We start from the raw sequence: 24,832 nt of genomic DNA on the forward strand, positions 1-24,832 counted from the left end.
ATGAGTAACCTCCCCTTGGATCAAATGGATCCAGACGAACACGAAACAAATGAAATGTCGTTTCTTGATCATCTGGAAGAACTCCGGTGGCACATCATCAGAGCATTTATTGCGATCACTGCATTCACCGTCGGAGCATTTGCGTCCAAGGAGCTGGTTTTCGGCACCATCATTCTAGGGCCATCCAAAACGGACTTCTGGACCTATCGCTGGCTCTGTCAGTTGGGTGACCTCCTACAGACGCAAGCTATTTGCATAGATACACTCCCTTTTATCCTGCAAAGCAGACAGATGACGGGGCAGTTTACGATGCACATCGCGTCCTCCTTTGCGATAGGACTGATCTGTGCATTTCCGTATGCCTTTTGGGAAATCTGGAGATTTATCAGCCCAGGACTCTATATCAACGAAAAGAAAGTAGCGCGCGGAGCAGTCTTTTGGGTTAGCTTTCTTTTCATGATAGGTGTGGCCTTTGGCTATCTGATCTTGACACCTCTCAGTGTCAATTTCCTATCCAACTACCAGATCGATCCCTCGATTCTCAACGAGTTTGACATCATCTCATATGTATCGACAGTGACCACACTGGTATTGGCTTGTGGATTGTTGTTTCAACTCCCGATGGTGGTACTCTTCCTCACCAAAGCAGGGATCATCACTCCTGCAATCATGAAAGCCTACCGCAAGCATGGCATAGTGGTCATATTCTTTTTGGGAGCTTTGCTGACCCCACCAGACCCGTTTAGTCAGATACTGATAGCTATACCCCTCATCGGGCTCTATCAGATCAGTATCACAGTATCCAAGAGAGCGTATAAGAACAGAGAAAAAGAATTAATCAAATTGTAAATAACAGCAAGATGAAAATAGCAATAGGCGGTGATCATGCCGGATTTGAATACAAAAGAGACATCATCTCTCACTTACAAAAGTTAGGGCATGAGGTAGAGGATTTCGGACCAAACACTGCCGATTCGGTAGACTACCCCGATCATGTGCACCCTGTAGCTGACTCCATCGAAGGTGGCAAAAACGAGCTAGGCATCTTGATCTGTGGCAGTGCCAATGGAGTAGCTATGACCGCCAACAAGCACCAAGGTATCCGCGCAGGCCTCTGCTGGGAAGTAGAAGTAGCTGAACTCATTCGTCAGCACAATGATGCCAATATCATCTGTCTCCCCGCTCGTTTTGTCTCGCTAGACAAAGCCCTCGCAATGGTAGACAAATTCGTCACCACGGAGTTCGAAGGGGGCAGACACCAGACCAGAGTCGATAAGATTCGTTGTGTTTGAGCCAATGCTGAAACAGTAGACTTTAGAAGAAAGCGCAGCAGTTTGTTGCGCTTTTTTATCGCCTTTTTTTAGATCGATTTTAATCCATTAAAACATACACGCCAGCATACGTGACATGCTCCCTATACTGCGCAGCGATCGTCGGCATCATGCGAAACAGCTCAGGCACCACCTCTTGCTCGTCTATGATCACCTCTGGCATGTCCGAAGTAAAATTGAGAAACACCTCTGCACTATTGTCAAAATAATTGAGATGCTGAAGGTGAATCTGAGACAACTGCCAATCTAGGTAAGGAGTCGCGAGACTCGCTCCTTTGTAGTGTTCTATGCCTTCTCCTATCACCAATATGTCCTTACCCTCTGTCAGCTCCGCATAGGGGCTCGGTTGCACTAGCAGACGCTCTACACCTACCAGTTGATCCACAAACAACCATCCCCGAAGCGGAAAAAGCAGATTAAGTATAATGGCAACAAAAATCAACAGGAATGTAGCCTCAGCCAATATCCAGTTTTTAATCACCAACAAATGATGTGCTACAAAAAAAGCCATCACAGGCACTAGATAAATAAACTGATAAGTAGATCGCTCCTTCACCATAAAAAATGCCAATATCCCTGAGACAAAAAACATGAGCATGACACTCTGAATTTTACTCTGGAAATTAACGTATTTCCCGATCTTAAACGTCCTATAGATGCTATATAGAAATATCGAAAATGGCACTAGAACCATTATTACCATCCCTTTTCCACTCAAAAAGTAACTCGGATCCACAGCCCAGATAGACATAAACAAATGATGGTTGTAGACCAAAAAGCTATCATTCCAATAAAAAAATAAGCCACTAAAAATCAACACCAACAGAAAACCAACAATCAACAACAGTATCCTCCTAAAAATTGACCCTGTGTACAAGAACAGGGAGATTAAAGTCACCAGCACATAAAATATCGCTGGTAGATAAAACAACACGGCAATCCCTAGATAAATCCCCGTATACACGAAAAGCTCGTCCTGCGTATGATTATCCATCCGTTTGAACAGGTTGTTCAAAGCCAATAGAATAAAAGTCATGCTCATCAGGACAGGCGACAGAGTCAGGAAATCAAAACAAAGATTCATCATGAGTACATACACGATGGCGGGGACATAACTCGGGCTGTTGTATGCTTTGTTCTTAAGCATTACATTGTTGAATATCGCGGCTTGAAACCCTACCAATATCATCGAGACGATCTGATAGACCAATTGGTGTTTACCGAATAGGATATCGAGCCACTTGTAGACGAGTACAGAGAGTGGCGCAGTATAATCCCATACATCTCGGTACATAATCATGCCCTCACCGCCCAGTCGTTCACCGAGCAGTAGCCATTTCAGCTCTGGTAGTATAAGCGGCACACCACTGAGGAGCACAGCCACTCTAATGATAATCAGTATGAGGAATACCCCGAGTAATCTATAGGGGTCATTGGCTTTGAAGTAGGAAAGCAATTCTGTAGCGGTTTATTCTGTCGTCTATCGAAAAACGAAAATACCGTTTTATTAAGTATAATTTAAATTAATAGGGATATTTGCATCAAAATATGAGCAGTACACGACAACTAAAATACGCAGGGTTGATTCAAAAAGACCTGAGCGAGATATTCCAAAAAGATAGCCGTCATTGGTTTGGCAATGCCTTCATCACTGTTACAGAAGTGAACGTCAGTCCCGACCTCAGTTTTGCCAAAGTGTTTATCAGTCTGATGATGATAGACGATCGAGAGGCATTCATAGAGAAAATGGCAGAGAAGAAACCAGAAATCCGTAAAGCACTGGGACTCAAAATAGGCAAACAAGTCCGCATCGTACCCGAGCTGCATTTCGTCCTAGACGAATCTCAGGATCATGCACAAAAAATGGACAACATTCTATCCCGACTCAATATCCCCAAAGAGGATAAAGGAGAGTCAGAAGAATAAATCTCCTACATGCGCCTTCCCCTGTTTATATCTCGTAGATATTTCTTCTCCAAAAAGAAGAAAAACTTCATCAATATCATTGCGATCATTTCGATGCTCGTGGTGGCTATCGGTACCGCCGCGCTCATCATAGTCCTCTCCGTGTTCAACGGCATGGAGGATCTACTGCGATCGATATATGGGCAGTTTGATACAGCGATGCAAGTGATGCCGGCCCAAGGAAAGTCTTTTCAATACACCGATGATCTCAAATTCAAAATCAACTCCATAGATGGTGTGATGGGAATTACAGAAGTCATCGAGGACAATGCCTTACTAAAGTATAACAACTCGGAGATGGTCGTCAAAATCAAAGGACTGAGTGAAGACTTCATCGAACAGGGGAGAATGAAAAACGCCATCAAACATGGTGAATTTGCATTACAAGACGGAAAACGCCCCCTAGCCATCGTAGGCAGAGGTATACAGTTTAATCTCGGGATATCCCTACGAAACGAATTCACCTTCATGGAATTCTACTACCCGAAAAACGTAAAGCCAGGCTCGCTTAACCCATCCAAATACTATAGTCATGCCATCATCTCACCAGGAGGAGTATTTGCACTAGAACAGCACTATGACGACAACTATGTCTTCGTCCCCATCACTTTCGCAGAGAAACTCCTAGACTATCAGGGCAAGCGTACCGCATTAGAAATCAGCATAGACTCCCCCGAGTCGACAGCTAGGATTCAAGAAGCACTGCAAGCCTCTCTGGGTTCAGACTATATCGTCCGAAATGCCGATCAACAACATGAAGACCTCTACAAGATATTGAAAATCGAAAAGCTGTTTGTCTTCATTGTCTTCTCTCTGATAGTCGCCATCGCATCGATCAACATCTTCTTCTCACTGTCTATGCTCGTGACCGAAAAGAAAGCCGACATCAGTCTACTCTTTGCCATGGGGGCTACCCGATCCATGATCCGAAAAATATTCCTGACAGAAGGAGCCATCATCGCCTTTATCGGTTCGGGTTGTGGTTTGATCTTGGGGTTTAGCATCGCATGGTTACAGGAGAGTTTCGGTATCATATCGATGGGCGTGGAGTCGGCCGTCATGCAAGCCTATCCTATCAAAATCATCGCTTCAGATTTTGTATACACTTCGATCAGTATCATTCTGATCACCTTTCTGGCGGGTGTACAGCCCTCTCTTCGTGCCGCAAGTCAGTCACAGTTTTTGAGAATCAAATAGCGTTTCTTTTTACTGGTGATTCTGTCTAATTTGCCGAAATGAATAAAATCGTAAACTGGATCAACCTGTTCACCGACAAGACAGGCTCTTTGGTTTCATACATCAGCGTGATTTTGGTCGTACTCATCGCGATAGATGTCGTTCTGCGTTACCTTTTTAGCTGGACTAGTTCGGCCAACCAAGAACTAGAATGGCACCTCTTCGCAGCGCTGTTTCTTCTAGGAGCAGCCTACACGCTGCGTCATGACAGACATGTACGTGTCGATCTATTCTACTCCCGATTCTCCATCAAAACCAAAGCTTGGGTCAACCTCCTGGGAACATTAATATTTCTCATGTCCTTTTGTTGGGCAGTACTCTATACTTCGGTGCCTTTCGTGATCGATGCTTGGAACATCAATGAATCCAGTCCAGAACCTGGCGGACTCTCACACCGGTTTTTGGTCAAGTCAACCATTCCGATCAGTGCTATACTTCTGTTACTCCAAGGCGTAGCGATCACGCTTGACAACCTCAGCACGATACTTAACCCGACCGCATCATGATCTTAGATTACCTCCCTTTATTCCTGTTTGCACTGGTCTTTATCCTTATTCTATTTGGCTATCCCGTGGCCTTCACGCTCGGCGGTCTCTCCGTCATCGCAGGACTGATACTCTATGACATAGACTTCTTCTACCTCCTATCATTACGGATTTTTGGCACGATGCACAACTTCGTATTGGTAGCCGTACCGCTATTTGTATTCATGGGGATCATGCTCGAAAAATCAGGGCTAGCCGAGAGTCTACTCGAAACCATGTCACACCTATTTGGGAGACTCAAAGGAGGGCTCGCCATCTCGGTTGTCATCGTAGGCGGCATGCTCGCAGCCTCTACAGGGATCGTCGGTGCGACAGTCATCACCATGGGACTCATCAGCCTACCTACTATGCTCAAGAAGGGCTATTCGCCAGAACTCGCCACTGGCACGATTGCTAGCTCGGGCACACTCGGTCAGATCATACCGCCATCTGTAGTACTCGTACTACTCGGTAGTGTACTCAACGTATCAGTCGGTGATCTATTCACTGCTGCATTAGTCCCTGGTATACTACTCGTAGGAATGTATATCGGGTACATCCTCGTGATTGCCCACCTAAACCCCGCCTCCGCACCTGCGATCACTGCCGAAGAGAGCGCAGCATTTTGGTCTACTGGAAGTACCAAAAAAGTGATTCACGCTTTCGTGCTTCCCTTTACACTGATACTACTCGTGCTTGGGTCTATCTTTCTAGGAATCGCCTCTCCTACTGAAGCCGCCGCTGTAGGAGCACTAGGCGCTATCGCTCTGACCGCTTCACAAAAGAAACTAAACTTCGGGATTTTAAAAGAAGTCATGCGAGACACCACCTTTCTGACCTGCATGGTATTCATGATACTGATCGGTGCTACCTCCTTTTCTCTGGTGTTTCGCGCCATGGGAGGAGACAAAATTCTCGCAGACGCCATCACGCAAGCCGGGCTATCCCCTAACCTGTTTCTATTGACGGTATTGCTCGTGGTTTTTATTGCAGGGTTCTTCATCGATTTTATCGAGATCATCTTTATCATCGTACCTGTCGCTGCACCGATATTCAGTGCGATGGGGATTGATTTGATCTGGATCGGAATATTGATTGCACTCAATCTACAGACCTCCTTCCTAACCCCACCCTTTGGGTTTTCGTTATTTTATCTGAAAGGAGTCGCCCCACCAGAAATCCGAACAGGACAGCTCTACCGAGGAATTATCCCTTTTGTAATTATTCAAGTAGTTTTATTGGGGTTAGTGATATTATTCCCAGAACTAATATCCTTTCTTCCTAATTTGAACAAATAAAAAACAACGCTATGTGGTACGAAGAAGACAACAAACTCGTCAAAATATTCACTTTCAAAAACTTCACGGAGGCTTTTGGCTTCATGACCAAAGTCGCTATCGTTGCAGAAAAAATGGAGCATCACCCAGAGTGGTCCAATGTCTACAACAAAGTGACCATCCGACTCTGTACGCACGATGCGGGTAGCACCATCACCGACAAAGACAAAGCGCTAGCAGACGCTATCGATCAATTATAATAACTATGAACTTCGATTCCTCCCTTTATTTGGTCCCTACGCCGATTGGCAACCTACAGGACATCACCCTCCGTGCGCTTGAAACACTCAAAACGGTCGATGTAATTCTGGCCGAAGACACGAGAACTAGTGGAGTTCTTTTGAAGCATTTTGAGATCAAAAAGCCACTCAAAAGCTACCACATTCACAATGAGCACAACATGCTACAGCAGCTCACCGATGCGATGAAGAATGGACAAAAGATGGCTTTAATCTCTGATGCGGGTACACCTGCTATCAGTGATCCTGGTTTTCTACTTGTGCGAGCTTGCATCCAAGAGGATCTGCGCGTAGAGTGCCTACCTGGCCCGACGGCTTTCGTGCCAGCGTTGGTCAATTCTGGATTGCCCGCTGATCGCTTTGTATTCGAAGGCTTTTTACCACAGAAGAAAGGACGAAAAACGAGACTGGATGCATTGGCAGAGGAGACCCGTACGATGATATTTTATGAATCTCCTCACCGTATCGTCAAAGCACTGGGCCAATTAGCCGAAGTATTGGGCGCTGATCGTCAGGCATCGGTCAGCAGAGAGATCACCAAAATCCACGAAGAAACCGTCCGAGGAACGCTAACTGAGATCATGGAACACTTTGGAGAGAAAAAAGTAAAAGGAGAAATCGTCATCGTCGTAGCAGGAAAATGAATCTAAAACACATCACCCAAGAAGTAGTCAAACTATCCATCGCCACAGGTGCATTCATCAAAAAAGAAGGTGAGAGCTTTGACACCTCCAAAATCGAAGAAAAAGGCAAAAATGATTTGGTATCCTATGTAGACAAAGAAGCCGAAAAAATGATTGTCACAGGCCTCAAAGATATTTTGCCTGACGCTGGGTTCATCACTGAAGAAAACACCATAGAAGAGGACGATCGAGAACTCAAATGGATCATAGACCCGCTAGATGGCACGACCAACTTCATTCATGGATTGCCTTGTTACTCTACCAGTATCGCACTTGCACGAGGCGAAGAGTTGCTGATTGGTGTGGTTTATGACATAGGTCAGGGAGAATGCTTTCATGCCTATCAGGGTGGTGGTGCATACCAAGACGGTCAGCCCATACAGGTCTCTCCTACTAATCTGATCGCTAATAGCTTGATTGCTACAGGCTTTCCCTATTACAATTTTGAAAAAATGGATAGCTATATCAGCATCTTGCGCCACTTGATGCAAGAGTCGCATGGTCTGCGACGAATGGGTAGTGCTGCGATAGATTTGGTGTACACAGCCATCGGTCGATACGAAGCATTTTTTGAGTACAACCTAAACTCCTACGATGTAGCCGCAGGAGCACTAATTGTACAAGAAGCGGGAGGTCAAGTCACGAACTTCGCTGGAGGAAAAGACTTTCTGTTCAAGAGGGAAATAGTCGCCACTGGACACATCCATAACGAACTATTGGCCGTTATCAATAAAAACTGGTAGTACTATTATGATCCAAAATCTCATCGTTCTGGCTTTATTCTTAGGAGCTCTTTGGTTTCTGGTCAAGAAGTTCATTCTCAAATCAGATGCATCTGCTGGGTGTGCAGGAGGCTGTGACAAATGTGACACGGCACAGAACAAACAAAGCACTTGATTTCTAGCATTCCGTGCTTACTTTTGCCCTATCTATATCACCATAACAAATACGCATGTTCGGTTTATTCAAGAAGAAAACAAAAAGTACTATAGATTCGACGAATCTTCAACTCACGATCAAAGAAGTCGTGAAAGAAACCAAAGACGCAGTGAGCGTCGTTTTTGAAGAACCTGCTTCTGGCGCTATCCAATATCAACCTGGACAATACCTCACATTGATATCAACTATAGATGGTAAAAAAATCCGTAGAGCCTATTCGCTATCCAGTAGCTCCGCGTACAATGAATCCCCTACCGTCACGATCAAACGTGTAGAAGGTGGACGCATGTCCAACCACGTCAGTGACACATTCAAAGCAGGTGACACCATAGAGGTCATGGCACCTATGGGCAGTTTTGTGATTGAAATCAAACCAGAAGGCAAAAAGCATTTGTTCCTATTCGGAGGAGGTAGCGGTATCACGCCTTTGATGTCTATCGCCAAAACAACCTTAAAACTCGAACCGGACAGCAAAATAACCCTACTCTACGCCAATAGAGATGAGGAAAGCATTATTTTTAAATCCAAACTCGAAGCACTAAAAGCGGAGCATGGAGACCGACTACAGGTCATTCACTGCCTAGAGACTGCACCTACTGACTGGAACGGATACAGTGGATACCTAACCAAGGACATCATCAAAGAAGTCTTGAACCAGTCACAGGATGAGCAATACACCAATATCCAATACATGACCTGCGGACCAGAGCCTATGATGAATATCGTATTGGAATCATTGGAAGGACTCAATATCCCTCAAGAGATCATACACAAGGAGAGTTTCACACCAGCTAGTGCTACTGAGGTGGTGATCGATGACTCTGCGGACAAACTCGTCACCATCAATCTAGACGGTGAGTCACACCAAGTGATGGTTCCTAACTCTAAGTCTATCTTGGAAGCAGGACTAGATGACGGGATAGACATGCCATATTCATGTCAAAGTGGACTATGTACTGCCTGTAGAGGGAAATTAGTCAAAGGGGAGATTGATAAAGGTAATGCAGATGGTCTGACTGATAGTGAAAAAGAAGAAGGATACGTCCTGCTATGTGTCAGCCATGCCAAATCCAACGATATAGAAGTAACGATAGGCTAGCCTGCTACAGCGGTATGGTTCGCTAACTCTACCTCGGCTGCCAGATACCCGAAAGCCTGCCAATACGGGCTTTCCATCATCTTCTCGAATACCTCTATCGCTTGTTCGGGCTTGCCGTGATTGTAATACCAATTACCCACACCATAGCCCAGAGTGAGCTGAGAGATTTCGCCATTGGTATCTTGAACATTATAGATTTCTTCGGGTTCATATAGCCCCTTGTACATCAGCAGCAGTTGATGATAACTCTCATTGTCCACAATGTTCATCTTCGGAGTAATAGGTTCTAGCAACCTTTCTGCAGCGGGAGTATTCCCTATTTTCTGATACGTCATATACAACCAATGCGTCGCTGAGACGAGCATATCATGGTTATCCGCCACTAACATGCATTTCTTATAAGCCGAGACCGCCTTATCAAAGTTCCCTTTGATGTAATATGCTAAACCCAAGTGATACCAGATATTGAACTGAACAGAACTGCGCGGAATATTTCTTTCGTTTTGCACCACATCATCTTCCATGATAGTCGGTAAATCCCGGACATAAAACACGGCCTTCTCTAGATCATCTATCGCATGGTCTATATCACGAACGGTTAGATATCGGTGACCTCTATGCCGATATAAGTCGTAAGACTCTGGGAACTTAGACAAACCCGCAGTGTACACTTGGATCGACTCGTGGTATCGGTACAGGTAAGACAACCGACGACCATACCAGTATATCATTGGCAGACTATCTGGATAACTCAGATAGTTTTGATAAGCTTCTTCCAATTCATTTTCTCGTTTCATGAGAGACCATCGATCGAGTTCAGGACTGAGTAGCCTTTTACCCGTCAGGGAAGTATAGCCTTGGTCTTGTTGCGCAGCTAGGCCAGTCACCATATTATCTACTGACACACTATCTATTTCATGGTCGCTAGAGCTCGTACTCTCAATCTTCAAACAAGACTGTAAGAACAGCATAGCCAGTACCAGAAATAAACAAGTGCTTCTCATAAAATAAAATTATTCAATTGTTGATGGATTCTTTACCAAAAGATACTCTTTCAATTTATCAATAACGTAAGGATATTGAAGATATAGTATCAAAAACAAGGCATGAATACAACTAATCTAGCAGAATTCAAGGATTCTTTACGACAGATTCAAAAAGTGTGCCTTTATTTAAAATAGTTAAACTACTTTTTCAAACAATGGTTCTCCAATAACGCATTCTCCTCTATATTTATTAGAATAAATAGCATACAAATTTTAAAATCAACTGAAAAACGAATACCATGAGTGAAGGCCTAATTAATTTTATTACCGAGTGGCAAAGAATTATGTACATTTTAGCGCCCTCATCGGTTCTCTTAGGGGTGCTCATCTATACTTTCTACAGACTAAGACTCTCTAGCAAAAAAGCTTTCAAAGCCAAATACGATTTCGTCAGTAAGTATGAATACAACTATCTATTCATCACGCATGCTGCAATCGGTTTGGGCGTATTTTTCATTTGTAATACCTACAAACAAGAAACGGTTCTATTGAGCTTTGTATGGTTTTTTATTCGCTTCTTTATCTCCGCGTGTTTTGGCGTATTGTATGGCTATGTAGCGCAACTGATGCTCAAATACTACTACCCCAGCGTTCAAGCCAAAAAGCTCAAAAAATACAGATACACCCACCGTATCAATCCAAAGAACGGCAATGAAATGAAACTTCTCAGCGAAGAAGAAGAGGATGCCTACTTGGACGAAGGTATGCAGGCAGAGGAAGACGTTTTCTCTGTAGACTATGACGTATGGATCGATACTGAAACTGGGGATACCCAAATTGAAAAATATGAAGGTCGACTCAGTGCCATGGAGTGTGATCGCTGTGGTTTCCAGACTCTCAAATTGGAAAAAGAAGAGATCTCTAAGGAAGCCTCTAACGAAGAAGACGGGGAATTGATCAAGCACTATAAATGCTCCTACTGCAAACGTGTCAAACGTAAAACCGTCAAGCTGTCTACTGAAAAATCCGAAGATGATTTCAACATCGACGAACATACGCAGTTCATAGACTTGACAGGCAAGAAAAAAGTAGTACTAGTAAAGCTCGTACTTCATAGCAACGAAGGAGAGATCAAGAACTACGAATTCCAAAACCTCCAAGAAGCACAAAAATTTCTACGCGAGTTTAGTTTCATCAAACTAGAAGACTAAGTCAGTCTCACGCAAAACAACTATTTAATCTAAAAGAGCCGATGAACTCACATTCATCGGCTCTTTTAGGTTTTGGCTACTGCCCAAACCCTTGACAGCTCTATTTTAAATAGCTAAAATCATGTCCCTCGGATAACTGCACCAAGAACTCGTACATCAGGTTGATGACATGCTCCACATCATCAAGATGAGCCGTTTCTACCGTCGTATGCATATACTTGATCGGCAATGAGATCAATGCCGAAGCAATCCCCTCTCCACTGTAAGCAAAGGCGTCCGTATCCGTTCCAGTAGATCGTGAAGAAGCCGCACGCTGATAAGGTATCTCCTTAGACTCGGACACGTCCATGATCATCTTCAGTAAGTTATTCTGAACAGCAGGACCAAAGGACAAGACGGGGCCTTTTCCAGCTTTCTGATCTCCATCGAGCTTCTTGTCGTACATCGGTGAGTGCGTATCATGACACACGTCGGTGATGATCGCTACATTAGGTTTGATTCGAGCGGCCATCATTTCAGCTCCTCTGAGGCCGATTTCTTCCTGCACCGCATTGACGATATAAAGCCCAAATGGCAACTCTACTTTGTTCTCTTTGAGCTTACGTGCTACCTCGGCAATCATAAACCCTCCTATGCGGTTGTCCAAAGCTCTTCCACATAGATATTTACCATTGAGTTCCATCAGTTCATCATCGAATGTAATGACATTGCCCACTTTGATTCCTAGCTCATCAACTTCCTTTTTGCTCTCACATCCTACATCGATGAAGATATTATCCATCGCAGGATTCTTCTCGTTTTTATCTTTGCGCACGTGGATGGCAGGCCACCCAAATACACCTTTGACAATTCCTTTGTCTGTGAAGATATTGACTCGCTTAGAAGGTGCGATTTGATGATCCGACCCGCCATTCCTCACCACATAGATGTACCCTTCATCTGTGATATAGTTGACGAACCAAGAGATTTCATCGGCATGTGCTTCTATGACTACCTTGTATTTGGCCTCAGGGTTGATGATCGCCGCTACCGAACCATAGGTATCCGTGATATAATCATCGGTATATGCCTTCATATATTCCAACCAGATCTTCTGTCCAGAAGATTCAAAACCAGTAGGTGAAGGATTATCTAAATATTTGTACAAAAACTTCTTACTATTCTCATTCATATCTTACAAGGGTATATTTCCGTGTTTTTTCTTGGGCAAAGTAGCCACTTTATTTTCTAACATGCGTAGGCCTGCGATCAATTTTAGTCGCGTATTCTCAGGAACAATCACCTCATCGATAAAGCCCCGACTCGCAGCGATATAGGGATTGGCAAACTTGTCTGTGTACTCCTCTACTTTCTCATTCAACTTAGCCTCAGGATCAGAAGCAGATTTGATTTCGGATTTGAAAATAATCTCCGAAGCACCTTTTGCGCCCATCACAGCTATTTCAGCAGTCGGCCATGCAAAATTCAGGTCTGCCCCGATATGCTTCGAGTTCATCACATCATAGGCTCCTCCATAAGCCTTTCGCGTGATAACTGTAATCCGTGGTACAGTCGCTTCACAAAACGCAAACAGCAACTTAGCACCGTTGCTAATGATGCCGTTCCATTCTTGATCCGTACCAGGCAAAAAGCCCGGCACATCTTCGAATACAACCAACGGGATGTTAAAACAATCACAAAACCGGACGAATCGTGCCGCTTTCTTACTTGCGTCTATATCTAGTACACCTGCCAAACTCTGCGGCTGATTTGCGACTACCCCTATGCTCCGTCCCGCCACTCTCCCAAACCCAACAACAATGTTTTCAGCATAGTTCTGATGTACTTCAAAAAAATCATGGTCATCCACCACCTCCGTGATCACCTCCTTAATATCATAGGGCTGATTAGGGTTAGCAGGGATGATTTGATTCAACCTGGGACGTTGCTCTTCGGAGATCACGTAGGGTACTTCCCCTACCGACTCCTCACAATTCTGCGGAATAAAACTCAGTAGTCGTTTGATACTCCTCAAACACTCCACTTCATTTGTACTGGCAAAATGCGTCACACCACTCTTGACACTATGCGCGGATGCACCACCGAGTTCTTCAGCCGTCATGACTTCTTGCGTCACTGTTTTTACCACATTAGGTCCTGTTACGAACATGTAAGAACTATGCTCCACCATAAATACAAAATCCGTAATGGCTGGCGAGTACACCGCTCCCCCAGCACAAGGCCCCATGATTGCAGAAATCTGAGGCACCACGCCAGAAGCCATCGTATTCTTAAAGAAAATATCTGCATAGCCCCCTAGGGAGTCTACCCCCTCCTGTATCCTAGCGCCTCCTGAGTCATTGAGACCAATGATGGGGGCACCGTTTTGGAGAGCTAAATCCATGATCTTGACAATCTTCTCCGCATGAGTTTCAGATAGAGCCCCACCAAACACAGTGAAATCTTGACTGTATATATAGACCAAACGTCCATTGACATTGCCATAGCCAGTCACCACACCATCCCCTAATATCTTCTGTTTATCGAGACCAAAATCAGCTGCTCTATGAATCACCAATTTGCCAATCTCCTGAAAAGTACCGTCATCCAACAGTAGCTCTACACGTTCTCTGGCCGTCAACTTTCCTTTGGCATGCTGCGCCGCGATACGTTTCTCTCCTCCACCTAATTCTGCCTCTCGATTCAGCTTTTCGAGATAATCGATTTTTTCTTCTTCGGTCTTTAGATTCATGCTGTTTGGGTTTAGTCTTCTATCAAATATAAGTAGTCCGACAAACATTTCTCCCATGCCGCAACAAGTCTCCCTCAGTCCATCTCTAAGATCAATTTATTTCATAAATTAGCCCGAATTTTTGAAGAACATGAGAGAAGGGGTCATAGATATCGGAACCAATACGTTCCACTTGCTGATCGTAGATCGGTCAAACAACAACAAAATACTACATAAGGAGAAAGTAGCCGTTCGCATAGGAAAAAACGGAATCAGCAAGGGGTTCATATCTGATGATGCTATGGAAAGAGCCATAGAAACGCTATCACGTTTTCGTACAAAACTCAAAGAATACGAAGTATCCGAAACCACCGCTACAGCCACCAGCGCGGTTCGAAATGCGGAAAACAAACAGGAATTCATCGATGCTATCAGAGAAACAACTGGGATAGAAATCCAAGTCCTGTCAGGAGATGAAGAGGCCTTTTTGATCTATCAAGGCGTCAAAGAATTTATTGACATCCAAGAACCTGCTCTCATCATGGATATCGGTGGTGGGAGTATCGAATTTATCCTAGCCGATGCGCACGACATACTCTGGCTCAGGAGCTACGAGATCGGTGGTCAGCGACTCATCGATCAATTTCACAAATCGGACCCTATCACAACACAAGAAGCCGATGATCTCGACGCATTCATTACAGAGACCTTGCAGGAAGTTTTCTCTATGAGTGAAAAATTTAATGCCCAATACCTCATCGGGTCCTCCGGCTCTTTTGACACTTTTTGGGACATCCAATCAAAAAAAACACAGCCCAACCTTACCAAAAAACCAACCTTAAGCAAAGAACTTTTTGAGTCCATTCACCAAGAGCTGATCGCTAAAAACAAACAAGAGCGTTTAGCCATACCGGGCATGATAGAATTGAGAGTTGATATGATTGTCGGTGCATCCATCGTCACGCATAACGTACTCGATAACTGCGGGTTTGATCAAATCAAAATCTCCCCATTTGCCCTCAAGGAAGGCGTACTCTATCACGGACTCCCGACTAAAATCAAGTAAACATGTATAGCTACGAACAACTACATACATTCGCCAAAAAAATATTCATTGCTATCGGTCACACCGAAGAACTCGCTGCCAGTGCTGCCGACGTGCTCATCAGTGCGGATATCAGAGGAGTCGATTCTCATGGAATTGCTCGACTCAAAGGATACGTCAGGTTATGGGAAGTAGACCGCATCAATGCCAAGCCTAACATCCAAATCGTACATGAAACCCCTTCTACCGCGACGATCGATGCAGATGCTGCACTAGGGCTCGTGGCAGGTCCGCGTGCGATGCAGGTGGCCATAGACAAAGCTAAACAAGTCGGCACGGGATGGGTCAGTGTCAAGAATTCAAACCACTACGGAATCGCAGGATTTCACTCCATGATGGCTCTCGAAGAGGACATGATCGGTATATCGCTCACCAATGCAAGCCCCCTCGTCGCTCCTACTTTTGGAAAAGAACGTATGTTGGGTACCAACCCAATCTCTGTAGCAATCCCTACGCTCAACGAGACGCCTTTCATCGCGGATATGGCAACTACGACAGCAGCCAATGGCAAACTAGAAGTTTTACAACGCAAAAAAGAAGATGCTCCTCTCGGCTGGATCCAAGACGGAGACGGTACACCTACCTCAAATGCGCATGGGGTCAAAGAGGGGGGCGCACTGCTACCTCTCGGCGGAGATCGTGAACATGCCTCTCACAAGGGATACATTCTAGGTTCTATTGTTGATATTTTTTCGGCAGTACTGTCGGGTGCCAACTATGGCCCGTGGGTACCTCCTTTCGTGAGTTTCATCGACCCAGTTGCTGATCCTGTAGGCGAAGGACTTGGACACTTCTTTGGAGCCATGCGCGTAGATGCTTTTAGACCTAAGGAAGAATTCCTTCGGCACATGGACCAATGGGTCGCAAGGTTCCGACAAACTACGCCTATCGATCCTAATGTACCAGTCCAAATCCCTGGAGACTATGAGCGAGGTATGGAGGCAGAACGTTTGAAAAACGGCATCCCTGTATTGGATGCGGTCATCGCGGATCTAAACGAACTAGGAGCAAAATTCGGTGTGAAGCTGTAGCGTATACTAGTACGGTCATTTCTTCCTCTCAGACAATCAAATGCTAAAAATTGTTAAATAGCGCACGGAATGATTTGGGCTTGCTGAGCCGATAATTATATTTGTCAGAATCTAAAAACAGCGTCAGCATATGGTTTGGAATGGTACACTCGGTACCTTGGAGATTGTCTTCATCTTACTCTTCGGATTGTTATACATCGCCTACATCGTGAGAGCGGTCAATGCTGCTCGTGCACTCCAGAGTAGCTACCGTAGGGTGTTTTACAAAGTAGTACTACGTACCCTCTATTTCTCACTATTTATCGTTGCTTTGATGGGTCCCTCATTTGGTCACAGCCAGAAAGAGATCAAATCTGTAGGCAAAGACATCTTCATCTGTGTGGATTTATCCCAGTCCATGAACGCCTTTGACATCCAGCCTTCTCGGTTAGAAAAAATAAAATTTGAACTGAATGAGATCGTTCAGGCATTTAGCTCGGATCGCATCGGTTTGATCATGTTCTCAAATGAAGCTTATGTACAGTGCCCTCTGACTTATGACAAGAGTGCCTTGGGTCTCTTTATCGAAACACTGAACACCTCTCTAGTACCCAATACGGGTACAGATTTTGGGCCTCCTCTGGGTATGGCCCTAGAAAAAATCACGGACGAAGAAAACACCGTCAGCAGACAAAAATCAAAAATCATCATCCTCATCAGTGACGGGGAAGATTTCGGGGAAAACACCGAATCAATCGCCAAAAAAGTAGAAGATGAAGGAATCAAGCTTTTCACACTAGGAATCGGCACCTCACGAGGTAGTAAAATTATGACCCGAAACGGTTTCAAGAAAGACAACCAAGGACAAGAAGTCATCTCAAAACTCAACGCGACCTCTCTAAAAAAACTAGCTAAGTCAACCAACGGAATTTATTTCGAGATTAATGACAAGCAAAATGATGTCAAAAAACTCATCAATACCATAGGAGACATAGAGGGGGAACTACGAGATGCCAAACAAGTCGATGTATCGGCCAATAAGTACTTTTACTTTCTAGCACTCGCGATCGTCCTTTTGCTTTTCGACGTACTCGTTAGAACTAAAACCATGACGATATGATCAAGCTAGTTTTCATTTTCCTGATGACATGGACGATAGATGGCAGTGATGTTGCCAAAGTCAATGGTCTCAAAAAAGAAGGCGAAAAGGCATTCAAAGCGGGTAACTATACACTCGCAGCTGAGAAGTTCTCCTACCTCATAGACTCGATGAATATCGATGATGAAAATGCAGTCCTCAACCTAGGTCACAGTTACTTCCAATTAGGAAAAAATGAAGAGGCACAAAACCAATATATGAAACTCATTCTTTCCGAGAACGAGGAACTCAAATCAATTGCCTATCAGCAGCTCGGCGCGCTATCTAACGACCCCAAAACACTCCAAAAAGCACTGTCTTTTTTCAAATCAGCACTCAAAGCCAATCCTCGCAATGAAGATGCACGCTACAACTATGAACTGATCAAGAAAAAACTAACGGAACAGCAGGATCAGGATCAAGACCAAGAAAACAAGGACGACCAACAGGAAAACGAAAATCAGAAGGATCAAGAGAAACAAGATCAAGAAAACCAAGAAGGCGACCAAGAAGGAGAGAACGAAGACGGTGAGAACCGAGAGTCCGAAGATCAAAATGAGCAATCATCCGAAGACCAAGAAGGAGAAGATGGTGAGCAAGATCAAAACCAAGAAAACCAGCAAGAAGGAGAAAACGACCAAGAGCAAGAACAGCAGCAGAACCAAGAAGGCCAAGAGGGCGATCAAGAAGAACAGCAAGATCAGCAAAATACTGATTCACAAGAAGGGCAAGAAGGACAAGCCCCTCCTAGCACCTCTGATAAGCTAAAAGAAATGAATATCTCCGAAGAAAAGGCAAAAATGATCCTAGAAGCACTCAAAAACAGCGAGATACAATACATCCAGCAAAACCGCAGAAGACCTACCAACAACCAGAGTAGCGACAAGCCCGATTGGTAGGGAACAATAGTGCTTTCACCTATTGCTCTGACTTATAAGTGCTTGGATTTTTCTAACATACGCAAGATAGACGCTTCGCCCGCTACATAATCGTCGAGTTGCTCTAACGGAATCCAAGCCAAATCATTGGACTCCTCATTCTTTTTCATTTCGTCGGGCTGTAATGCTACGAATACAAAACGTACATCATAATGCTCATGTGCAAGATCAGCCTTACGGGCAGGGATAGCATGGATATCCAGATCGAATATACCGTCCTTCAACAACTTCACTTGCGTCAACCCGGTCTCTTCCGACAGCTCCTTTTGTGCAACACGCACGACATCTTCATCACCATCCGCATGACCACCAGGCTGTAGCCATCGATCTAGTTTCTTGTGATGCAAGAGCATGACAGCATCGCGGTTCGGGTTCAGTACCCATGCGGACGCGGTGATGTGCCCAAATGACAGGCTGCGCTCAAAACAGTTATCAAAAGAAAGGAGGTCCAAAAACCTCCTTTTATATGCTAATTCCTCTATGTAAGCAGATTGATATGATTCAATCTGCCTGATTAATTCCTTTCTATCCAATGACTGTATTTACTTTATTGATTCTTCCTTCTTTGAGTTCAGAGGTCAATACCCCTGCACCAATATTGCTCTGACCACTGTTGTCAGCATGAATGTAATACGGAATGGGATCGAGTCCTTTGAACAATACCTGTCCGTTTTCATCCGTCTTGTCCGTGGGTAACACTGCATTCGTTTCCGCTCTGTAGTCATCCTTCGTCGCGAAAACCGTTACCTCTGCTCCCTCTACAGGATTACCCAATTCATTGAGTACCGTGATTTTTAACTTAGTAGGCAAAAACCTCAACTCTGCCGGCTGAAAAGACGCAGAGAGTAAAAAAATCAAAATCCATAAAACACTTTTTGAAAAATACTTTTCCATCCATATTCTTAATTGATTCGCTCTCACTCTTTCATGAACCATGCCAAATATTTTTAATTAACTGAACCATAAAGTTTTAGCGCACAATCATCACTCCTCCTCGTTGTTGGATTTGCCCTCTCTCGGGCTGGAGCGAACTTTCAAATGTCATAATGTAGGCGTACGTCCCCATTTGTAGCAATTGTCCACGATAATACCCATCCCATCTAAAGTTGATATTTTCAGAATAGTACACCAACTCCCCCCATCTCGAATAAATCTTGATGCTAAAATTGAAGACATAGTCGTTAGGATAAACAAAAAACTGATCATTCGTTCCATTCGGAGCAAAGGCATTCGGCGCATGAATGATAGGAGCACAATTGTCAAACACCTCTACAATATCTCTGATACAGCTAAACCCATTGCCTATAGTTACCTCATAAACACCTGGCGTATTGACAACTAATATGCGATCCGTACCCAAGACATCCGTATCATTAATGATTGTCCATACATAGGATGTAAATGCACCTGGGTCTAACGCTACTTCACTATTCTGAGGATCTGGATCTTGACTACAAAAAGACTCGTTTGGAGACATCGTCAGTTGGTCTTCATCGATTGGAGTCACTGCTACATCTATACTCGCGTCAGCTTGGCATACACTCACATCAGAAGCCACATTGACCGAGTAGCTACCACTCTCGCTTATAGATATCTCTGCACCCGTCTCAGACAACACTTCACCATTCAAGTCTGTCCAGGTAAAAGTCACATCCTCAGAGATACTGGCATAGGCACTCAAAAACACTTCTGAATTATCGTCACAGTTAGGATCTGCGGCTATAAAGACAGTGAGCTCATCAAAAACATCTACTGTCCTGTCCACGGTATTGACACAACCAGTCCCTTGATCCAACACGCTCACAGTATAGGTACCTGTATTGGTTACATTGCGTTGAGAAGTTAGGTTTCCATTATCCCATTCGTAGGCCGGATTACCCACTAGCGTACTGGTAATGTTCGCCTCTAGTAGTAGTGACCCATCACACTCGTTACCCGTCACGTCTATCTGAACTTCTGGTAAATCATTTTGCGTCACTATGACCTCTTGGGTATAATCACAATAACCTGTACTCGATGAGGTCACAAAATAACTACCTGCCGTCCCGACTACAACAGAGTCTCCCTGTGCCGAACCTATGATATTGGGTCCTGTCCAAGAGTACAACACTGGATCGGCAGCATTGACGGTCACGGGCAAAATCCCTACCTGCCCCTCTGTACCACAAATGTACTGTGGATCGACACTGAAGTCCGCTCTTTCGTTCCCGTCCAGCTGAATATCGTCAAGTGTACCGACGCATACATTCCCTAATCCATCAACTCCCTCTACCACGAGAGAATAAGTACCAGAATCTAGATTGGTAATCGCAAATTGATTGGCTGCATCTAAAGTAGCACTTGATGCAAATATCGAATTACCTACTTCATCGAAAAGCTCATAATCTACATTAGCAGTAACGGGTGCATTCACTGTGACTTCTAACTCTCCATCACCAGGGCAGCCTCGTACTGGTGTTACACTCAGCGTAAATGTTCCTCCATCAGCTACCGTAGCAAGCTGTGGGTTGGCACACCCCGAAACGGTATTAGTCACTGTGATGGTATATCCACCACCACTCAGATTATTAGCGATTTGGGTATCCCCAGATGGCCCTGCGATTGCTGTAGATGTAACCGATACAGGCCCTGACAATCCATAGGTAAAGCTACCCGCATCCGTGATGTCGATATTCAGTGCACCATCCGTAGCGCCACAGCCAGTAGTAGGAGTCGGCGTGAAAGTATAATTAGGTGTAGGCTGTACTGTGAGTTCTATATCATCAATCGTACTACAGTTGAATATGTCCACAACCTCCACCTCGTACAAATAGACTCCTGGCACACTAGTATCTACCTCTTGCTGGCTCAGTGTGTTTCCATTTGGAGTAGCATTCAAACTCCAAGTGTACGCCGACCCTGGATTTTGTGCATCCAAAGGAGCAAATACTACATCCTGACAAATCATCTGATCTGGCCCCAAATTGACAATTGGACTGGTATCGTCTACAAAAGACTCTCTAGGATCTGACTGACAACCCGTGGTGTCTGTGATAAAGACTGAAACAATGGAAGCCTGCGTTACTGTTATTTGGCGTGTGGTATCTCCTGTAGACCAAGTATATGAAAATGCCGCTGTATCGATAGGCCATGCTTCTAGCATCACTGGTCCATTACAGAGCGTGACAGCATCTTCTACCGTCGGTGCGGTCGGTATGGCAAAAACCTCCACGGGTTGCAAAAATGTGGTATCCAAACCACATCGATTCGTCACCTGTAGTGACACGTTATAAATACCCGTTAGATTGTATAAGTGTGTCGTATCCTCTACTGCGGCAGAAGTCCCGTCATCAAAAGTCCATAAATAATTATCTATAATAGAAGTCCCTGACCCATCAAAAATAGTCTCTTGTCCCAGACAGGCATTAGTGACCAGTGCTCCTGGTTGCATGGCTGTCAAAGGTACGGTCTGCGCAAAATTGGGTAGTCCCAACCTACTTGTGCGCCCTTCGAGATCAAATCCATCTACGACAAACCCTGCCAAGTCATCATCTGCTGCAGGGCTATTGATCGTACCGATAGTCGTCTGTCCTTCGATGGCCATATAGATCACAGCATCCGCTCCCGTCTGCAATGCTCCAAACTCCAAGCTTGCACTAGCTCCTAGCTCATACTTGGTCGCCATGATGTCTGCTTCGGCGGTGGGCGCTTGGATACTGTCTAAGTCATATTGCAGAAGTTTTGACCCGTTTGAATGGGTCGTGACATATAGCTTTTCAGCTCCAGAAGAAAACTCTACCCCATAGATCAGTGCCGGTAATGGTTCCTCTACATCTATCTTGGCGATTTGACTCACCACACCAAAAGTATCGATTTCGAATAGTTCTATGTAATTTTCGTTGGTGTCCTGAATCGCCATCGCGATGTAGTTACCTGCCTGAGCGACTTGCATCTCAGCAGTTGCATTCTTCTCTTCATCTAACCGCAGTACACTCCCCGCAGCAGAAGTCAACGGTTCGCCTATACCAGTAGCTGTCACGGGATAAGATTTGAATTGATTGTTACCAAACTCATGCGTGATCAACCAAGATAAACCCTGCCCCAGCCCCACTCCAGTCATCCGCTCAGTACTGTTCGTAAAGAATGGCAGGTTCTTTTGTACCACTGCGCCACGCATCACATCCTGTTTCATATCAACGATGCTATACCGCATATTGTAGGTATTATCCCCATAGACTGGATCACTCGTAAAGACATAAAAAGTCGTACTATCTCCAGGAAAAGGCATAATCATCGCCCCCTGCATCGACGTACTGTCTCCACCTATATTGGTGCCGTTGACCATAATTTGATGTTCTTTGTTCCAGACTGTCACACCATTCGTATAAAAAAGCAGGTCTCCGTTGAGATCGGAAACCGAAGATGCCGCCTGCGGTGAAGTCATGAGGTTGGCATCAGTAATAGCCACCGTACCATTAGGATCATTAAAATCTATCCCTGCATTCTCTCCAAAGTACCATTGGTTACGAAACTGTGACTCGTCCTCATAGGTGACGACCTGCACATAGCCATAACTACGACAGCCTGCAGCAGTCTCTACCGCCACCGAAAAGATCCCCGTAGTATCTACATCTATCGTCTGGGTCGTCTCTCCCGTATTCCATGCGTAGGTCAGTCCTCCGTCTCCCGCATCATAGGTAAACACTTCGCCAGGACATCTCACCGTATCCATACCGAGATCGATCACCAAGTCATTTTCGGTAATAGACACCACTCGGGTATATGATTCTTCGATTCCATTGAGTGTGACAGTCAGCGATACGGAATAAGTGCCTGCGGCTGGGAAAGTATAAACTGGCGCTGGACCTGACAAAGAGTCTCCAGTCCCAAAATCCCAAACGTAACTTTCTGGCGTGGGCTCTACCATCGAAAAGAATTTGGTAGACTGTGAAGTACAGGTATCGAGTAAGAAAAAAGACACCGTATCGAACATCTCGAAATGTGGAGCGGCAAAAGCAGGAAACTGACGCCCATTGATATTGGACGGGGCAAAAGCCAAACTGTCATAGCCCACATTGAAAAACAAGCTATCCTCGTGATAAGTACTATCCGCCTCGGTGATTCGTCCGATCTCTATCGCATCACCACTGGTCTGCTGATAGAGGTGATAGATGTTCTGATCTGGTCCTCTTTGTATCCCATAACTTCTAAAGACAGGCTGAAACAAAATAGAATTAACCGTCTCTACCGTATCGTTAAAATCAAACTGGTACAAATCTCCCTCCTCTGCGGAACTACCAAAGCGAGAAATATACAATTGATCCCCTGATGCAGACCATTCTAGATCATAGACCGCTTCGCCAGTTCCATCACTAAAACCTGTATTGCGAATAGCTCGATTGAAAACCAAGGTACCAGTGGCTATATCCAAATCCATGACATAGACATTTCGATTTTCCTCCTTCGGTGCGATCGCCAAACGTCCGTTGATTTCGTCATAGGCGAAACTAGCCGCTTCATAAGCAGGGTCAGTAACCGTTCCTATCGCAAAAGTAGTCGTGACTCCCACTCCCGTGGCACTGCTGAGCGCTGTGACTCGGTACTCTAGCGTGGTTCGGTTCTGAGAAATTAGCCAATAGTTATCTGCATCTTGCTTGATGACGATCATGGCTTCTGAGGGATCTACCAAACCTGTCCCATTGTTGAGGCTACTCACATCTCCTAGGACTGGCTCTCCCGCAACAGCATTGCCAGTCAGTGTTCTATCTAGGATGCTGTATTGAATTTCGTTGACTCCCGCACTCCCTGAGTTGGTAAAGAGGTAGTACTGCCCCGTACTATAAGGAAGAGGAAAAACCACGGCAGATCGATTGATGGCAGGGTTGCCATTCAACAATGGATTACCAGGAAGAGGGTTATGATTGATGTCAAAGACACGCTCACCGTCCGAGTAGAAGATAAGGTCTCCAGTCACTGGATTAGTGATCACAGCACCTCCACCTATCCCGTATGGGATTTGTTGGATATTGTCTAGTTGTGCTCTAGCGTCTGACTTATTGAATGTGATGCCAGCGGTGGAGTTACCAAATAACCAATTGTACTCAGAATAGTTTTGATCCTGTGCATGAGACCCAAAATGTACCATACTGAGCACTGCCATCACAAAGCATTGCCATAATACGAGCTGGTTTGGTCTGATTCTGATGATGCTTTTCTGTCCCAAAAAACGGTTATTATCTATTGTTCAAATAATTAAATTTTCCCTAAAAATAAGGCAATTCAATTAAGTTCCGAGACGAAATGACATTTCTATGCTATAGATGTCAACAAAAAATAAATCGTTTCTTTATTGCTACAATATTTTCTATTTTGCAACGATTCTATTATTACACGGTATAGTCT

23 protein-coding genes are annotated in these 24,832 nt (G+C 44.6%); 16 read left to right on the forward strand and 7 right to left on the reverse strand.

From position 1 onward, the window contains the following. The gene (gene tatC / locus BGP76_RS11970) at positions 1-849 is read left to right on the forward strand and encodes a twin-arginine translocase subunit TatC (RefSeq protein ID WP_073122263.1); all 849 of its coding nucleotides are present in this window, start codon (positions 1-3) and stop codon (positions 847-849) included. A gap of 11 nt (positions 850-860) precedes the next feature. After that, positions 861-1,292 carry a ribose 5-phosphate isomerase B gene (rpiB, locus tag BGP76_RS11975; RefSeq protein WP_073122265.1) on the forward strand — a complete coding sequence of 144 codons (432 nt, stop codon included), beginning with the start codon at positions 861-863 and terminating at the stop codon, positions 1,290-1,292. Between the two features lie 79 nt (positions 1,293-1,371). On the opposite strand, the gene BGP76_RS11980 is transcribed toward rpiB, so the two are convergent. After that, positions 1,372-2,787, reverse strand: coding sequence for a hypothetical protein (locus BGP76_RS11980; RefSeq protein ID WP_119844830.1), 1,416 nt, complete (start codon positions 2,785-2,787; stop codon positions 1,372-1,374). A gap of 92 nt (positions 2,788-2,879) precedes the next feature. On the opposite strand from BGP76_RS11980, the gene rbfA reads away from it, so the two are divergent. From rbfA to BGP76_RS12025, 9 genes are read left to right on the forward strand one after another with little or no spacing between them, the layout of a single operon-like run. Further along, complete coding sequence (rbfA, locus tag BGP76_RS11985; protein WP_119844831.1) at positions 2,880-3,257, forward strand: 30S ribosome-binding factor RbfA; 378 nt, start codon at positions 2,880-2,882, stop codon at positions 3,255-3,257. Positions 3,258-3,266: 9 nt separating this feature from the next. Next, positions 3,267-4,493: an FtsX-like permease family protein gene (locus tag BGP76_RS11990; RefSeq protein ID WP_119844832.1), complete on the forward strand. Its 1,227-nt coding sequence runs from the start codon at positions 3,267-3,269 to the stop codon at positions 4,491-4,493. A gap of 38 nt (positions 4,494-4,531) precedes the next feature. Then, the gene (locus BGP76_RS11995) at positions 4,532-5,038 is read left to right on the forward strand and encodes a TRAP transporter small permease subunit (RefSeq protein WP_119844833.1); all 507 of its coding nucleotides are present in this window, start codon (positions 4,532-4,534) and stop codon (positions 5,036-5,038) included. Next, positions 5,035-6,354, forward strand: coding sequence for a TRAP transporter large permease subunit (locus BGP76_RS12000; RefSeq protein ID WP_119844834.1), 1,320 nt, complete (start codon positions 5,035-5,037; stop codon positions 6,352-6,354). The genes BGP76_RS11995 and BGP76_RS12000 overlap by 4 nt, the downstream gene beginning before the upstream one ends. A gap of 11 nt (positions 6,355-6,365) precedes the next feature. Further along, on the forward strand, positions 6,366-6,593 hold the full coding sequence (locus tag BGP76_RS12005) for a 4a-hydroxytetrahydrobiopterin dehydratase (protein ID WP_119844835.1): 228 nt from the start codon (positions 6,366-6,368) through the stop codon (positions 6,591-6,593). A 5-nt stretch (positions 6,594-6,598) separates the two neighbouring features. Next, positions 6,599-7,276 carry a 16S rRNA (cytidine(1402)-2'-O)-methyltransferase gene (gene rsmI, locus BGP76_RS12010; protein ID WP_073122288.1) on the forward strand — a complete coding sequence of 226 codons (678 nt, stop codon included), beginning with the start codon at positions 6,599-6,601 and terminating at the stop codon, positions 7,274-7,276. Then, a complete protein-coding gene (locus BGP76_RS12015) occupies positions 7,273-8,058 on the forward strand; it encodes an inositol monophosphatase family protein (RefSeq protein ID WP_073122290.1) in 786 nt (261 codons plus the stop codon). Before rsmI ends, BGP76_RS12015 begins: the two co-directional genes overlap by 4 nt. Before the next feature lie 7 nt (positions 8,059-8,065). Then, positions 8,066-8,212, forward strand: coding sequence for a FeoB-associated Cys-rich membrane protein (locus tag BGP76_RS20635; RefSeq protein ID WP_084190500.1), 147 nt, complete (start codon positions 8,066-8,068; stop codon positions 8,210-8,212). Between the two features lie 55 nt (positions 8,213-8,267). Continuing rightward, positions 8,268-9,353, forward strand: a complete 1,086-nt coding sequence (locus BGP76_RS12025) for a ferredoxin--NADP reductase (protein WP_119844836.1) — start codon at positions 8,268-8,270, stop codon at positions 9,351-9,353. On the opposite strand, the gene BGP76_RS12030 is transcribed toward BGP76_RS12025, so the two are convergent. Next, positions 9,350-10,357 (reverse strand): tetratricopeptide repeat protein, encoded by a 1,008-nt coding sequence (locus tag BGP76_RS12030; protein ID WP_119844837.1) that lies wholly within the window; start codon positions 10,355-10,357, stop codon positions 9,350-9,352. The two genes, BGP76_RS12025 and BGP76_RS12030, sit on opposite strands and share 4 nt — an antisense overlap. Before the next feature lie 281 nt (positions 10,358-10,638). Here BGP76_RS12030 and BGP76_RS12035 point away from each other — a divergent pair, with 281 nt between their 5' ends. Then, the gene (locus BGP76_RS12035) at positions 10,639-11,550 is read left to right on the forward strand and encodes a hypothetical protein (protein ID WP_147407459.1); all 912 of its coding nucleotides are present in this window, start codon (positions 10,639-10,641) and stop codon (positions 11,548-11,550) included. Positions 11,551-11,650: 100 nt separating this feature from the next. Here BGP76_RS12035 and BGP76_RS12040 read toward each other — a convergent pair whose 3' ends face one another. Further along, entirely contained in the window at positions 11,651-12,721 is a 1,071-nt protein-coding gene (locus BGP76_RS12040; RefSeq protein ID WP_119844839.1) for a M42 family metallopeptidase, read from the reverse strand. 3 nt (positions 12,722-12,724) lie between these two features. Next, the gene (locus tag BGP76_RS12045; protein ID WP_119844840.1) at positions 12,725-14,281 is read right to left on the reverse strand and encodes an acyl-CoA carboxylase subunit beta; all 1,557 of its coding nucleotides are present in this window, start codon (positions 14,279-14,281) and stop codon (positions 12,725-12,727) included. Between the two features lie 130 nt (positions 14,282-14,411). Here BGP76_RS12045 and BGP76_RS12050 point away from each other — a divergent pair, with 130 nt between their 5' ends. The 4 genes from BGP76_RS12050 (at position 14,412) to BGP76_RS12065 (ending at position 18,412) form a co-directional block, all read left to right on the forward strand. Beyond that, positions 14,412-15,326, forward strand: coding sequence for an exopolyphosphatase (locus tag BGP76_RS12050; RefSeq protein WP_119844841.1), 915 nt, complete (start codon positions 14,412-14,414; stop codon positions 15,324-15,326). Between the two features lie 2 nt (positions 15,327-15,328). After that, the gene (locus BGP76_RS12055; RefSeq protein WP_119844842.1) at positions 15,329-16,396 is read left to right on the forward strand and encodes an Ldh family oxidoreductase; all 1,068 of its coding nucleotides are present in this window, start codon (positions 15,329-15,331) and stop codon (positions 16,394-16,396) included. Positions 16,397-16,526: 130 nt separating this feature from the next. Then, positions 16,527-17,495 (forward strand): VWA domain-containing protein, encoded by a 969-nt coding sequence (locus BGP76_RS12060; protein ID WP_073122304.1) that lies wholly within the window; start codon positions 16,527-16,529, stop codon positions 17,493-17,495. Further along, positions 17,492-18,412, forward strand: a complete 921-nt coding sequence (locus BGP76_RS12065) for a lipopolysaccharide assembly protein LapB (protein WP_119844843.1) — start codon at positions 17,492-17,494, stop codon at positions 18,410-18,412. Before BGP76_RS12060 ends, BGP76_RS12065 begins: the two co-directional genes overlap by 4 nt. Before the next feature lie 32 nt (positions 18,413-18,444). Here the strand turns inward: BGP76_RS12065 and BGP76_RS12070 are convergent, their stop codons facing one another. The 3 genes from BGP76_RS12070 to BGP76_RS12080 form a co-directional block, all read right to left on the reverse strand. Further along, positions 18,445-18,903 carry an NUDIX hydrolase gene (locus BGP76_RS12070; protein WP_245816826.1) on the reverse strand — a complete coding sequence of 153 codons (459 nt, stop codon included), beginning with the start codon at positions 18,901-18,903 and terminating at the stop codon, positions 18,445-18,447. 73 nt (positions 18,904-18,976) lie between these two features. Then, positions 18,977-19,387, reverse strand: coding sequence for a carboxypeptidase-like regulatory domain-containing protein (locus BGP76_RS12075; RefSeq protein ID WP_119844844.1), 411 nt, complete (start codon positions 19,385-19,387; stop codon positions 18,977-18,979). Between the two features lie 34 nt (positions 19,388-19,421). Beyond that, positions 19,422-24,653, reverse strand: coding sequence for a PKD domain-containing protein (locus BGP76_RS12080; protein WP_119844845.1), 5,232 nt, complete (start codon positions 24,651-24,653; stop codon positions 19,422-19,424). Positions 24,654-24,832 lie beyond the last annotated feature (179 nt).

Source organism: Reichenbachiella sp. MSK19-1, assembly GCF_003590315.1.
GTDB lineage: Bacteria > Bacteroidota > Bacteroidia > Cytophagales > Cyclobacteriaceae > Reichenbachiella > Reichenbachiella agariperforans.